The organism is Lysinibacillus sp. NPDC058147 (genome assembly GCF_042884205.1).
Lineage (GTDB): Bacteria > Bacillota > Bacilli > Bacillales_A > Planococcaceae > Lysinibacillus.
The window spans coordinates 442169-456440 of the sequence record NZ_JBHVUJ010000004.1 but is presented as its reverse complement, the minus strand read 5'-3'; the positions used below and the strand labels follow the sequence as shown (position 1 = coordinate 456440).

Sequence of the window (14272 nt, the reverse complement as noted above, 5' to 3'; positions counted from 1 at the left end):
ATTGTAAGAAAACAAAGAGAGAGTGATTTTATAATGAAAGTTCAACAAAGATTACCCCTAATCGATATGTTACGAGGCTTTGCTGTTTTAGGGACACTTGGCACAAATATTTGGATTTTTGCTTATCTTGGAGATATTTCGTATATCACAACGAGTAGTTATTCAGGTTGGTGGTCATTAAACGACTTTTTACGAATGGCAGTCCTATTTTTAGTTAACGGTAAACTCCTTGGTTTATTAACAATCATGTTTGGAGTTGGACTAGAATTAAAATATCAGCAAGCTTTGCGAAAAGGAAATGCTTGGCCAGGCATGTATATTTGGACGATAGTCTTTTTATTTATGGAAGGTCTGATCCACTTCACCTTAGTTATGGAATATGATATTTTAATGAGCTATGCTGTGACAGCCGTCATCGTTGCCTTTATTGTTAAATTTGGTGATAAAGCGATTAAACGTGCTTTATACGTTTTTGGTAGTTTCCACGCACTAATGATTCTATTGATTTTAGTTGGTACATTGCAAGGTGCCGCCAATGTTTCCATTGCTGGACTCGATCCAGTCATTAGTCTTTATGAAAATGGCACTTGGTTTGAGCAAATACAATATCGTTTCACACATTTTCTTTATTATAGAACTGAAGCCATTTTTATTATCCCAATGAATATCTTTTTATTTTTACTTGGTGTTAAGCTGATGAGAAATGGTGTATTTTTACAAGATGGCAAAGGACGTCAGGCACGTCAAAAATTATTCAAAATCGGTATTTTTATTGGAGTACCTCTAAACCTTCTAATCTTTATTCCCGGTGGAGCATTTGATTTACCTGTTCGTTATTTATTCGCACCAATTCTATCTATTGGCTATATTGGTATTTTAGGTAAAATGATAGAATATAAGAAGCTTGATTGGTTATGGAAAAGATTTGGCGAGATTGGAAAAATGTCTCTAAGTTGCTATGTGCTTCAAAATGTTATTGCATCTATTATTTTCTATGGCTGGGGCTTAGGTTTAGGTGGAAAATTGAATAGTATTGAAGTTATCAGTATTTGGCTAACCCTCTCCCTTCTACAACTTTTCATTGCACATATTTGTATCAAGCATTTTCATGTTGGGCCAATGGAATGGATTCGGAAACATGCCATTCAAAGTATCACACAGAAATAATCGACAAGGGTTGGTGTGAACTATAAAGATTTATCCAAGAGATCAGGCTAAAAGCTATTTAATTATCGATGTTGTATCACTAGTTTTTTTATTTACCATGGTATTGAGTTCGAATTCTCCATTACCATTAATGGCTAAAATAATTATCCTTATGTTATTTTTAGCAGCCTTCTATATTGCTTTATGGTTTAAAGATTGGCGTTTACTGTTAGCTTCTTTATTTGGCTTTACACTTATTATCATACTGGGTATTTATGAAGGATCTTCTATGTTACTATTTGGATTTACATTTGCTGATTTAATTGGGAGAGCTAAAAAGAAAAGGCATATTGCTATAGGAATGATTACCATTGCCTTTATGTTTTTTATAGTTATTTGGTTTGACTCAGGAGCATCTTACAAATTACAACTCCAAGCATTAATACCCATTATGATCATTCAACTACTATTTCCAATGCTGATTTACTACGTAGAAAAATCCAAAAAATTACAATTAGAATTAACAGAGGTAAATACCCAGCTTGTTCAGCAAGAAGAAAGACAGCGTATTGCAAGAGACCTCCACGATACGCTTGGCCACACATTGACAATGATTAAAATAAAAACCGAACTAACATCAAAATTAGTCGATAAAGATACAATGCGTGTTAAAGATGAGCTAACTGATATTTTAGCAACAACACGAACAGCACTAAAGCAAGTAAGAGAATTAGTTTCCGATATGAATTTTATTTCGTTAGAGAGTGAGCTTATTCATTGTAAACAGCATTTACAAACTGCGGATATCTCCATAAAAATAAAAAATAATTGTCCAAAGTTACTACTAGCTAGTGTGGAGGAAACGATGCTGTCCTTATGTCTTCGGGAAGCAACTACAAATATTATTAAACATAGTCAAGCAAAAAAATGCCAAATAGATATCAACAATATAGATGGAATTTTAACATTAAATATAGTTGATGATGGTATCGGCTTACATAACCAAGGGCATGGCAATGGACTATCATCGATGAAAGAACGAATGATTGCCCTTCAAGGAAATGCTTCCATTGACAATTTACCGACAGGCGGAACGATTGTGACATTAACTATGCCTATTCAACACTATAGAAAGGAGCCAGCTACATGATAAGAGTATTGCTAGCAGAGGATCAACAAATGTTACGTGGCGCCTTGACTTCCTTATTATCGTTTGAGCCAGATATAGAAGTGATTGCAGAAGTTTCAGATGGTCAAACAGCGTGGGAATGTATTCAACAAGAGCTACCCGATGTTTGTGTATTGGACATCGAAATGCCGAATCTTTCTGGACTTGAGATTGCTGAAAAAATAAGACAGGCAAATTTACCGTGTAAGGTGATGATTGTCACTACCTTTGCACGCCCTGGTTATTTACAAAAAGCTATGGATTGTGAGGTACATGGTTATTTATTAAAAGATGAACCGATCGATTATTTAATTGAAACAATAAGAAAAGTGATGAATGGTGAAAAAGTAGTTAGTAGAGATTTAGCTGCAACGTTGTTTATGAAAGAACAGAATCCATTAAATGAACGTGAAATTGCTGTGCTGCAGCTTGTAAAAGAGGGACTCACAACTAATGAGATTAGTAAAAAGCTTTTTTTAACGAAAGGCACCATCCGAAACTATTTATCAACCTCAATTCAAAAACTCCATGTCGAATCTAGACAACAAGCTGTTCAAGTCGCCAGTGATAAAGGGTGGCTTTAGAAAAAGAAAAGCGATACTGCAATCCTTATTTATGAAGGATACAGTATCGCTTAGCATTTTAAATGACTTCTTTTTTATTTTTAGACACCAAATTAATGATTATTTCAACGATTACGACAGCAATTAAGGAAAGTCCAAATAGTGGCATTAGTATCCCTAAAATAATCATGAAAATGATAAAAGGAATGGATACTTTTTGAGAGATTTTAGGTGGTGCAGATAGCATACCTTGTTTCTTTCGTAGTAGCCATGTTCTAACTCCCCAAACAATAACTACTAAAAATGCTAGACATACTAGTAAATTGATTAATTTATTTGGCCAGCCAAACAAGTGACCTTCATGTAAAGGGATTCCCCACGTGAACCATTTAGCTAGAATGCCATAGTCCTCATATCCAACCTTGTCTATATATTTTCCGCTATATTGATCAAAATACATTGTCGTTTCATCATACGGACTAACATCTAGACCTGTGACACCAGTATTACTAGATTTTGCAACTGTATAAACACCATCTTCACTAGTAGGATAAATAATAGCGTATGGTTTTGATATATTCATTGCATCAATTTCATGTTGCAACTTTTCCACACTCAGTTGGTTAGGGTTAGCGACATACCCCATATTAGCCATACCATGATGTGCTGCATGTCCCGATTCTGACGTTGGAGGAGTTTCTTGACGAGTAGCCCAAGGAATCTCACTGACATCAGATGTAGGTGGCTGCTGCTGCAATAACGGCGTACCGAAAGATGGATGATCTTGTGAAGCTTGATAAATATATTTCCCCATAAACGCAGACCATGGTAAACCTGTGAAAATAATAACAAGCATTGGAATTGTAATTATTGTTCCAACAAGCGCATGGAATTTTCTACTCTTTTGACGTTTATTTGTCTGCTTTGTTTTCTTTAGTATTTTTGCTTTAAATGTCATGTAAGTGCCTGAAAGCAGTAAAAAAATAGCCCAGCACGCAGCTAATTCTACTAAATAATTGACAACCGTTCCTCCAATAAATAAAGAACTATGAGCATTTCTCATAATATTTGCAAATGTGTAATCAGCATCCTGACCACCGATAATTTGGTTATGATCATCTAAAAACACATATTTCTCTTTGCCATCTGCATTCTTCATCGATAAACGAGTATTGTATGGCTCTTCTAACTCAATAATTTTATTTGTTTTATAGCCTGCATATGATTCTTCTGCAAGTTTAACAGCATCATCAATAGATTGAACCTCGGTTTTTCCACTTTCACCAAAAAAGTATTTATCATATAACTGATTTTCAACATTGGTATAAAATAAAAAACCTATACCACTTAATGTTAGCGAAATAAGAAGTGGAGTTATAAATAGTGCGGCATAAAAATGCGTTCGCCAAAAGCTCTGGTAAAGCGTGTTCTTCATGTCTAATTCTCCAATCTATAATAATAAGCGCAAAATTATTATATAGTTAAAAAGTGAAATAAGTATGAAGTCCTAGAGGTTTTTTTATGACAAATATATGTATTCCTATTAATATAATAAGTTTATAAGAAATAAAGAGTAGCCAAACGCAATCATTTTCAGTTTGGCTACTCTACTTTTTCTATAATATTACAAATTCATATTCACAAGAATTTTGCATTGGCTACGATCTTTTGCTAGTGCTTCAAAGCCTTTTTCCACAATATCATCTAAGCTTATTTGACTGGTAATTACTGCATTCCCATCAATAACGCCACGTGCAAGTAAACGAATAACTTCAGGGAATATATTAAAGTAAGCAAATGAACCACTAATCTTTACCTCTGGTGAAACGACTGTATTAGGATTGAATTCAACTGGTCTTTCCCAAACACTGACGATTTTGAACTCGCCTCCTGGATGTACAGAATTTACGCCACTTGTAAATGTAGCTTGAACACCAGCTGCGTCATAGGCTACTTCGACACCACCGTTTGTTTTTTCACGGATAAAGGCAACTGCATCTGTTTCAATTGGATTAATGACATAAGTTGCACCTAGATCAAGTGCTTTTTGACGTCTTTCATCTGAAACTTCTACAACAAAAATTTCACTAGCACCCGCTGCTTTTACTGCTTGTAAAACTAACAATCCAATTGGACCAGCACCAAAAATAGCTGCCGTATCACCAAGTCTTAGCTGACTTTGTCGTACGGCATGTACCGCAACCGCTGTTGGTTCGACAAGTGCCCCAAGCTCTAAGCTCATATTATCTGGTAATTGATATACATTTTCTTCTCTGACAACTGCATACTCTGCAAAACCACCAGAAATTGTATATCCATAAGATTGTCCTTTTTTACAAAGATTCGAGTAGCCACGTTTACAGTTATCACATTTTCCACATGGAATTGGTGGTTCAACAGCAACACGGTCACCTACTTTTGTATTTGTCACACCGTCCGCAACTTCAACAACCACACCAGCAAACTCATGCCCCAGTACTGGTTGTGTACGGAATGGATAGGCACCCCCTACGTATTCATGCATATCACTACCACAAATACCTGCAAACTCAACTTTTACTTTGACCATTCCACGTCCCAATGCTGGAAGTGCTGCTTCTTCAACACGGATATCTTTTATTCCATATAATTTTGCTGCTTTCATTGTTAAAACCTTCCTTTCAATTTTTTGTATGAAGCCCATCTAATACAAAGCTTACTGCAAGGTCCGCTACATGTTCAGGAGTTGTATCGAATGAAGAACGATTTAAAAACGGATTATTAAAGGAGAACATTAACGTTCCCATAACAAAATTTATTGCTAAATCAATCGATTCAAAATCAATTGTCTTTTGCTCTTTACAGGCTACTAAAATAGTGCGAAGTTGCTCCCAAGAAGGTAAAAAGACATCCTTTAGCATTTCTAATCTAGGACTATTCATGACGATTTCTTGCTGTAAAATATCAATCAATTCATGTTCGTTCGTTCGATAAAGGACGAAATTTCTGCAAAAACTTTTAAGAGAATTTAATGGATTGTTCAAGTCATAGTTAGCATTCATAAAGGTGTGGCGAAGAGGTTCAAATAAAGCATTAAAAACATTTTCTTTCCCACCAAAATGATATGAAACTAAGGCAAGAGAAACATTCGCCTCATCGCAAATTTGTCTTACAGTTGTCCCATCATAACCTCTTGAAGAAAACAGAGATTTTGCGGCCTTCAAAATTTGTTCCTTAACTTCTTTATTTTTCTCGTTTTGTACATCTATTTTTTTAGTTATTAAGCTCACCTCTTTTTTTGAACAAACGTTCAAAACAATTGTTCAACGTAATCATACCCATGTATTTTTAGTATGTCAATCATTTAGCACGTTGTTTTTAAGCTCACTAAATAAAGAAATTTTTTCATTAAAAAAGGCTTCATAATGCCCCATAAAATGGAGAACGTTAAGTAGCCTTTAAATTTGGTGAACACTAAATAATCAGTGGGATAATGCGTCCCACTGATTAAAATTTCACTCTATCCAATTAGTTCTTTCATTACATTCGTATAAGCTGTTAAAATATCATTTTTATGAACAGCATCCTGCCCTACATACTGTTCAACCACCTCTTTTAATGTTTGAGAAGTACTTGAATACTGCGTTTCCATGACTTCAAATTTTAACAAACTTTCATAATACTCGATTACTTGTGGATTCATGTGTAACACTCCTTCAATTTTACATAAAAAAACATCTTTCCTTCTTCAGAAAGATGTCTACTATGACAAATACACGACATAATACGGTGATTGACATGGCGAATAAAGCTGTCTATTAGAAATAGAAGCTACCTTTTTAGCAATCATCGTACTATGAGCGTGCAGGAGATTTTCTCTAGTCACACTCAACACCCCCTATCCTCGTAGGTTTTTTGGTTGTACTAGATACAGGCAGGTCTCCTGGCTTATGTTCATCACACCTTTCACCTTCCCATTACAATACATAACAGTGGTCAATTGAAACGTGCTCCCATTTACAGTTGCGGGACAGCGTCGGATTTGCACCGATCTTCCCTTTTAAACAAATCGAATTTATGATTTGTACCTCTATCTTATTATTCCGTTTTTATTATTATACCATAGTATCTGGTATTATTGAGGGCCTTCTATCATTTATTCCTCTATAGGTTCAGGTATTCTGTGTCACTAAAACAAACTTGTAAATATAGGGATATTCTGTTAATTTAGAGTTAGTTATCCAACTAACTAATAAAATGGAGGAGTAAATGAATGGCAAAGCCTACTGGTATCGAAAAGTCAGATTTATTAATGGCTGCCAAGCAAAGTTTAGTAGAAAAAGGGATTGAAAAATTCACCTTAAAGGCTGTTGCTGAACAAGCTAGTGTGACACAAGGAACTATTTATTATCATTTCAAATCAAAAGAGCAAATCATTCTTGAAATTGTCCAAGACATCTGTGAAAATTCTTGGAATGAGATTCTGATGACTGATCGAGAAATGATTCAATCTGCACTTCTCTCTTCAAAAAGTCGATATGAAAACGATGCCTTTTACCATAAATTATTTTTAACTTTAATCGTCTACGGCTTTACGAACCCGACTATTAGACAGCAAATTGGACAGATTTTAGCGGCCGAAAATGAATATTTATGTAACATTTTAAATGAATTATGGGATACATCACCAATTGACGGTGTGTCAATGGAAACTTGGAGCATTTTTTTCAACGCCCTTATTGATGGCTTGGCCATACAAGTGATGATGCGGGACGATTTCGATGTAGATGTATTCTATCGGCAATTAGAAAAAATCCTTCAGACATTACATCGTCTAGGTAAATAATTAGAGGTAAGAGGAGGAACACTATGCGATTCTTTTTATGCTGGGGTATTGGGATTTGGCTTGTAGCAAGTGCTGTATTTCGATTTGTAGGGCATTATTTTTTTACCCTTGAAGAACCTTTCCTCATGATAGCTACTTACATTTTAGCTATTCCGATCGTTTGGATAGCGACAATACCTATTTATTCTTTGAAAAAGACAAAAGGTAAAGAACGGTTACTGGCTGCTATTTGTATCGTATTACCTGGAATGGTCATCGATGCAGTTGTATTATTAGTTTTCGATAATATTTTCCTGAATTTATCGGCTGACTTAGATCGATATTTCGCATCATGGCTATTATGGGCTTACTCCCTAATTCTCATTACTGGTTTTACAAAGGCCACATTCGTGAGAAAAAAACTATTCCTTCGTTAAATTAAAGGATTTGGCATTATTATCCTAGAAGTAAATATCGATTAGAATTAAAGGAGGAGAAAACATGGTTATAGGCTTACATCACGTTCAAATAACAATTCCAAAAGGTGAAGAAGAAATAGGGAAACATTTTTACTGTCAAGTATTAGGACTAAAAGAACTTGAAAAGCCTGATTCGTTGAAAGGACGAGGTGGATTTTGGTTACAGGTCGGCAATAGAGAGGTACATGTAGGGACAGAAGATGGCTTTGATAGATTAACGACAAAAGCTCATATTGCCTATCAAGTTGAAAATATAGAACATTGGAAGAAGATATTAGCCGAACATCATATAGAAATTTTCGACTCAGTTCCTATTCCTCATTTTGAACGCTTCGAATTTAGAGATCCATTCGGTAATAGGGTAGAAATGATTCAGGAAATCTAAAAGAAAACAGTTGAATAGAAGTTATTATTTCTATTCAACTGCCATGTCGTCAAACTTTTTTGTTTTATCGATCAACTTTCGCGTTTTATCACCCAACTTCTGAATTTTATCGACATCCTCCTTCTTTCGTTTCCCCAAACACTTCACCCAACTGAAACATTTGTAATAAAACTGTAAATTAAGGCTATGAAGCCTTTTATATCAGGTGTTTGCAACCAACTTCCATCCAGCGTGGTAACAATTACCTCAAAGAAGCCCTACTTTTTCATGCTACGATTAATTCCAGTGACAAACCAAATTAGGATTAATCCTAACAATAGCATCAGGAGGACTTTACAACATGAATAAAAAATTTTTAACAACAACATTAGCATTGACGATAGGTTTTAGCTCAGTGGGGCTAGTACAGCCAACTGTTCAACCTATTGAAGCTGAGGCTGCAACAACAAATGCCCTTAATAACTCACAAGCAGTTAATGCGAAAGCAGATCAACTAATTCAAACTGGAAAAAGCTTAATTGGTAAGGCGACATACAGCAATTCCGAATACAAGGCTACATATCCTTATAAATTTTCTTGTGCTTCATTTCTCATGTACATTTTCGAGAAAAATGGTGTAGACCTTGCAACCTATAATGAAGATTATATGTTACAACAAGGAACATCTGTTAGCAGAAGTCAATTACAAAAAGGTGATTTACTATTCTTTAAGAGTAAAAAAACTGGGACAGACCCTGACCACGTTGGTATGTATATTGGGAACAATAAAATGATTCACATGGCTGATTCTAAGCAGAATATCGTTATTTCTGATTTAAATAGCAAACCATATTATACAGATAATTATGTAGGGGCACGTAGAGTACTACCTACATTACTTTCAGCTAATCCTGCAACGAAAGGCGATAAGATTGTTGAAAACGCCTTTAATTATAAAAATAAAGTAACTATGAGCTCTACAAATAATGAAGCAAGTCTTCGCTTTACAGCGCCAGGATATGTAGACTTCATCTATCGTAAGAGTGGAGTTAAACTTGGAACAACCAATTTAAAGGAACTAATGAATGTTGGAACAACTGTTTCACGTACAAATTTAAAAAAGGGTGATTTGGTGTTCTTCAATAGCGTTAAAGGCTCTAAAACCCCTTCATTAGTAGCTATTTATGGAGGAGATCAACGTCTTATCATTCCAAGTTCTAGTGGCATTACTACAAGAGTACTAATGGTTGACTATTATAAAGAGCATTATATTACAGCAAAACGTGTTTTTTAAGAAAATTTACTAGAATTATTTCAAATGCTTCAATTTGAGATGCTTTACAGAATTAATGTTTTAAAAAAAGAAGCTTTCCTTAAGGAAGCTTCTTTTTCTATTATTTATTTTTTAACTGATTCGCAAATTCTATCATAGATTTGCTAGACATTGGACCTTTAATAAGTACAATGGTTTCACTATCGAGCTTGTGCTTTAGTACATCTAAAACCCCTGTAACATCTTTAAACATATGAACATCTGCCTTGGTTCCATCCTTCATCGCTTGGTTGGCAATATTTTCTGCTCTGTTGCCAATAGTAATAAGCGTATCAACATTTCTTTTCGCGACCATTGTGCCAATTTCTCGATGATACTTTTCTTCGAAATCCCCTAATCTCTTTATGTCACCTAAAATAAGAATTACTTTTTTCCCTTTTCCTATCGTATCTAAAACCTTTAGTGCCGCTTCAACAGAAGTCGGGTTATTTGTCCAAGTATCATCTACTATAGTGCATTCGCCGATGCCTTTAGAAAATTCTAAGTGTCTTGCCATCGCTTTGAACGTTTTTAATTGCGAAATTGCCACAGCAATGGGAAGTCCCATTTCCTTTATGGCAGCTATAGCCGCTAATGCATTATATACTTGGTGTTCTCCGTATCCTGGAACAAATAAATTATATTTGTCATTTGACACTTTTAGTACAAATTTCATGCCGTCTTTTGAGAATTGTATATTCGTAGCTTGATAATCTGCCTTTTCGTTGACACCAAAAGTAATAATCTTTCCTTTAAATTTATTTAGGGGGATTTTTTTAATGTTTTCATCATCACCATTAATGATTAACGTGCCATCTTTTCTTATTCCTTCTACAATTTCAGCCTTTGCTTTGATATAGCCATCAAGATTATTGCATCCATCTAAATGATGGACACCAATATTCGTAATAATACCAATCGTAGGCTGATAGATCATGCATTGGTGATTAATATTCCCTGTATTTCCTAGTCCTAATTCAAAGATAGCTGCTTTTGTATTCTGATCGATGCCAGTCAAGTACGGTAAGGATTGCCGTGGCTCATTTTTACTGCTGACAGATGCTTGAACATTCCATTCCTTACTAGCTATGTGTTTAATCATTTCTTTCGTTGTCGTTTTACCACATGTTCCGGTCAAAGCAACGACTGGTATTTGAAATAGATTTCTGTAATACCCCATGAATTTCCAATAGGCATGCAAAATACTCTTGACGCGTATAACGGTAGTATTCTTCAGCGCATTTTTCAATTCCTCTGAAGATTTATCAGAAATGACAAGAGATGGTCCCTTTCGATCTATTTCTTGCCAGTTAATTTGATCACTTTTACTAACAAACATAAGTGTATGATTTTGAGTCAGTTCATGTCGGTTATAATAAATTGCATGTTTAACAGACCAGCGTTCAGAACCGCTTAATAATTCTCCTTGTAATAATTTTCTTATATCGCTCACACTTATATGTTGCAAGTTAACTACGCCCCCTTTCTATAAAGTATATTTCTGAATAAATGAGTATCATAGTTTATGCATTTCTAGCAATTGACTATAGATATGCTCATTCTAGTAAATGATGAAAATTAACATTTATTTAGGTGAAATCTATTCAGAAGAACGAGATTTTTTTATTTTTAAATCATCTGCCAACTTAGAAACTTCTTTACTATACATATCTCCTTTAATGAAAAGAATCGTATTTTCATCTACAATATCTTCTAACAATTTATAGACGCGCGTACTGTTTTTAAAAATATACACAGGTGAACTCAGTCCTGCCTCAATAGCATGAACCGCCATTATGCTTGCATGTTCCCCTATCGTTATAAGTACATCGACCCCTATTTCACTAATTAATTCTCCCGCTTGTTCGTGAATAATATATCCCCAAGACCCTAAATCTGTAATAGTCCCAATAATGGCAATCGTTTTCTTGCCTTCTCCGAGCGCATTCAAAACCTTTAATCCTGCCTCTAAAGAGGTAGTCGTAATATTCCAAGTATCATCTATTAACATGGAATTATTAATGCCCTTAAACACCTGAAGCTGCTTATTCAATTTTCGGAATGATTGCAGTTGTTTAGCTGCTAAAGAAATCGGCATACCCATTTCACAAATAGCTGCAATCGCAGTGAGCGCATTATATACTTGATGCTCGCCAAAACCTGGTACATAGATTTCATAGAGTTTCTTCTTGTGATGAACATTGAACAGCATACCATTTTTGTGGTAGCGAATATCACTCGCTTGAAAATCACAGGATTCATGCTTACCTACCTTAATAATGCGTCCTTGAAACTTCGATAAATCTATTTTACTTGAGTTGATATCATCTGCATTAAGAATTAAGGAGCCTGTTGGACTAATAATGTCCAGCATTTCACCCTTTGCTTGGATATACCCCTCTAAAGTTTTACAATAATTTAAATGGTGTGCCCCTATATTTGTAATAATCCCAATAGTCGGCTTGAAATATTCCCCCGCAAGTTTGATGTCCCCCGGTGAACCAACAGCAGTTTCAAAAACGGCTGCGTCAGTTTGATCATCAATATTCAGTAAATATTGTAAAGAAGCAGTTCTAGAATTACTACTAAGTGGCGTGGATGCTACATTTTTTTCTGCAGAAAGTATATGTTTGATCATTTCCTTCGTCGTCGATTTACCAGAAGTACCAGTAATGGCTACGACAGGGATATTAAATTGATTGCGATAAAAATTTACAAACTTCCAATAGGCCTCATCTGTATCTTCTACTTTAATGATAATTATTTGCTCAGGTAATTCATTTTGACTGTATAGTCTATCGGTTACAAGCACAATAGGATAAAGTGACTCATAATCTTTCCAGTTCACAATACGCTTATTTGTAAAAAGGGCGGTATTTGGTTTTTTCACTTGCTTCAGTCGATAAGCGCCATGTTGAATCAACACTTCCCCCGACCCTTGCACTAAATGGCCTGCAGTAATGACTGTTAAATTCTGCACCGTAAGAGGCTTCATATTATTTTTCCCTCCTTTCCACTCTAGTATATGTAGCTTCTTAAAAGTTGCTTGGATGTATGCGAGATACATAACTAGAGGAAAACTATTTCTTCGCATATATATATAGTTGATTAAGTATCTAACGAACAATAGAAGGAGTGATATATCTGAAAACGATTATATTTATTGGCACAAACAAATCCGGGTCAAGTCGTGAAGCAACAAAAGCAGCAGAAAAATTAGGTTATTTTACCGTCCTTTTTACAAACAACGAAAAGCAGTTACAGCAGAGAAAAGCCTACCCAGATATTCATAAAATGATTCTTATTGATACTTCGAATATAGAAGACATGAAAGAAGAAATTTATAATTTAACTAAAACCGGGCTAGAAATAAAATCTATTGTTAGTTTTGTCGACCCTTTTGTCCATATTGCCTCAATTTTGTGTGATGAATTTTGTGTCAACTATACGTCTTCAACAGCTATTGAAATGATGGAGGATAAAGAAAAAACTAGAAATTTTTTAAAGAACCAGCCTTATTCTCCGAAGTTTTTTCTTCTCAAGCAAAATGAGTCCGTCCCTAACAACTTAGAATTCCCACTTATTGTGAAATCTCCGAAATCAACAGGCTCCAAAGATGTTTTGTTAGCAAACGACTCAGACCAACTGAATAAACACTTGAGCCATCTGCGAAGCAAAAATCCGCGTGAAACAATAATGATTGAAGAATATATCGAAGGTCCGCAATATTTAGTAGAAGCGCTTGTCTATAAACGACAAGCTAATATCATCGGTATTATTGAACAAGAAATTACTCAAGGTAAACGTTTTATAATTACTGGTTATGGTGTTCTCGTTAAAGCTCCAAAAGATATTCAAGCTGGTCTTGAGGAAGTTCTTCAATCTATTGTTAAAGCGTTTAACATCGAAAATGGTGCTCTGCATTTAGAACTTCGTTTAACAAAGAATGGCTGGAAGCTTATTGAGATTAATCCACGAATCTCAGGGGGAGCAATGAACACTATGCTTCACGCCGCTTTTGGATTTAATTTAGTGGAAGAAACACTTAAATTATTTTTAGGTGAGCTCCCCGATATCAATCCAAAGCATAGAAAGTTTGTCTATACAAAATACGTCATTGTTGAAAGTAAAGGTATTTTAGAAAAAGTTCTTGGAAGAAATAGAGCAACTAATTCACCAGGAGTTGTGGAAGTATATGTGAAGCCGAAAAGAGGGACATTGTTAACCCCTCCTTTATCGATGGGACATCGTTATGCATATGTAATTGCGGAAGGTCCGACATTAGCCGATGCTAAAAATAAAGCCATTAACGCCGCAAAAGAAATAAAGTTCATTCTAAAAGTATCTTAAATTTTAAAAATGCTCTCATACGATGATCTCTTAGCAAAAAAATATCCCGAATAATTGTTTCCTTCAAAAGGTCAATTACTCGGGCT

At 35.1% G+C, this 14272-nt stretch carries 15 protein-coding genes and 1 riboswitch; of the genes, 8 read left to right on the top strand and 7 right to left on the bottom strand.

What is annotated here, in order from left to right; all coding sequences use genetic code 11:
• The first annotated feature begins 33 nt into the window (after positions 1 to 33).
• The 3 genes from ACFVT8_RS14945 (at position 34) to ACFVT8_RS14935 (ending at position 2898) form a co-directional block, all read left to right on the top strand.
• Positions 34 to 1167 carry a DUF418 domain-containing protein gene (locus tag ACFVT8_RS14945; RefSeq protein ID WP_387081318.1) on the top strand — a complete coding sequence of 378 codons (1134 nt, stop codon included), beginning with the start codon at positions 34 to 36 and terminating at the stop codon, positions 1165 to 1167.
• Between the two features lie 151 nt (positions 1168 to 1318).
• On the top strand, positions 1319 to 2296 hold the full coding sequence (locus ACFVT8_RS14940) for a sensor histidine kinase (RefSeq protein ID WP_387081316.1): 978 nt from the start codon (positions 1319 to 1321) through the stop codon (positions 2294 to 2296).
• Positions 2293 to 2898 (top strand): response regulator transcription factor, encoded by a 606-nt coding sequence (locus tag ACFVT8_RS14935; RefSeq protein ID WP_387081315.1) that lies wholly within the window; start codon positions 2293 to 2295, stop codon positions 2896 to 2898. The genes ACFVT8_RS14940 and ACFVT8_RS14935 overlap by 4 nt, the downstream gene beginning before the upstream one ends.
• A 58-nt stretch (positions 2899 to 2956) precedes the next feature.
• On the opposite strand, the gene ACFVT8_RS14930 is transcribed toward ACFVT8_RS14935, so the two are convergent.
• The 5 genes from ACFVT8_RS14930 to ACFVT8_RS14910 all read right to left on the bottom strand — a co-directional run bounded on the left by ACFVT8_RS14930 (position 2957) and on the right by ACFVT8_RS14910 (position 6742).
• On the bottom strand, positions 2957 to 4312 hold the full coding sequence (locus ACFVT8_RS14930) for a PepSY-associated TM helix domain-containing protein (RefSeq protein WP_387081313.1): 1356 nt from the start codon (positions 4310 to 4312) through the stop codon (positions 2957 to 2959).
• 189 nt (positions 4313 to 4501) lie between these two features.
• Positions 4502 to 5521: a 2,3-butanediol dehydrogenase gene (locus ACFVT8_RS14925; RefSeq protein WP_387081311.1), complete on the bottom strand. Its 1020-nt coding sequence runs from the start codon at positions 5519 to 5521 to the stop codon at positions 4502 to 4504.
• A gap of 16 nt (positions 5522 to 5537) precedes the next feature.
• Complete coding sequence (locus tag ACFVT8_RS14920) at positions 5538 to 6080, bottom strand: TetR/AcrR family transcriptional regulator (RefSeq protein WP_387081309.1); 543 nt, start codon at positions 6078 to 6080, stop codon at positions 5538 to 5540.
• 296 nt (positions 6081 to 6376) lie between these two features.
• Positions 6377 to 6559, bottom strand: coding sequence for a hypothetical protein (locus ACFVT8_RS14915; RefSeq protein WP_387081307.1), 183 nt, complete (start codon positions 6557 to 6559; stop codon positions 6377 to 6379).
• Positions 6560 to 6619: 60 nt separating this feature from the next.
• Entirely contained in the window at positions 6620 to 6742 is a 123-nt protein-coding gene (locus ACFVT8_RS14910) for a hypothetical protein (RefSeq protein WP_387081306.1), read from the bottom strand.
• Between the two features lie 30 nt (positions 6743 to 6772).
• A riboswitch (cobalamin riboswitch) is annotated at positions 6773 to 6963 on the bottom strand.
• Between the two features lie 166 nt (positions 6964 to 7129).
• Between ACFVT8_RS14910 and ACFVT8_RS14905 the strand changes: the two genes are divergently transcribed.
• The 4 genes from ACFVT8_RS14905 (at position 7130) to ACFVT8_RS14890 (ending at position 9818) form a co-directional block, all read left to right on the top strand.
• Positions 7130 to 7702: a TetR/AcrR family transcriptional regulator gene (locus ACFVT8_RS14905; RefSeq protein WP_387081304.1), complete on the top strand. Its 573-nt coding sequence runs from the start codon at positions 7130 to 7132 to the stop codon at positions 7700 to 7702.
• Positions 7703 to 7725: 23 nt separating this feature from the next.
• The gene (locus ACFVT8_RS14900) at positions 7726 to 8118 is read left to right on the top strand and encodes a DUF5367 domain-containing protein (RefSeq protein WP_387081303.1); all 393 of its coding nucleotides are present in this window, start codon (positions 7726 to 7728) and stop codon (positions 8116 to 8118) included.
• A 64-nt stretch (positions 8119 to 8182) separates the two neighbouring features.
• Positions 8183 to 8545: a VOC family protein gene (locus ACFVT8_RS14895; protein ID WP_387081302.1), complete on the top strand. Its 363-nt coding sequence runs from the start codon at positions 8183 to 8185 to the stop codon at positions 8543 to 8545.
• Positions 8546 to 8885: 340 nt separating this feature from the next.
• A complete protein-coding gene (locus ACFVT8_RS14890) occupies positions 8886 to 9818 on the top strand; it encodes a C40 family peptidase (protein WP_387081300.1) in 933 nt (310 codons plus the stop codon).
• 100 nt (positions 9819 to 9918) lie between these two features.
• Here the strand turns inward: ACFVT8_RS14890 and ACFVT8_RS14885 are convergent, their stop codons facing one another.
• Together ACFVT8_RS14885 and ACFVT8_RS14880 are read right to left on the bottom strand one after the other, a co-directional pair.
• Positions 9919 to 11304, bottom strand: a complete 1386-nt coding sequence (locus tag ACFVT8_RS14885) for a UDP-N-acetylmuramoyl-tripeptide--D-alanyl-D-alanine ligase (protein ID WP_387081298.1) — start codon at positions 11302 to 11304, stop codon at positions 9919 to 9921.
• Positions 11305 to 11436: 132 nt separating this feature from the next.
• Positions 11437 to 12831 carry a UDP-N-acetylmuramoyl-tripeptide--D-alanyl-D-alanine ligase gene (locus ACFVT8_RS14880; protein ID WP_387081296.1) on the bottom strand — a complete coding sequence of 465 codons (1395 nt, stop codon included), beginning with the start codon at positions 12829 to 12831 and terminating at the stop codon, positions 11437 to 11439.
• Between the two features lie 149 nt (positions 12832 to 12980).
• On the opposite strand from ACFVT8_RS14880, the gene ACFVT8_RS14875 reads away from it, so the two are divergent.
• Positions 12981 to 14186 (top strand): ATP-grasp domain-containing protein, encoded by a 1206-nt coding sequence (locus ACFVT8_RS14875; protein WP_387081531.1) that lies wholly within the window; start codon positions 12981 to 12983, stop codon positions 14184 to 14186.
• The last annotated feature ends 86 nt before the right edge of the window (positions 14187 to 14272 follow it).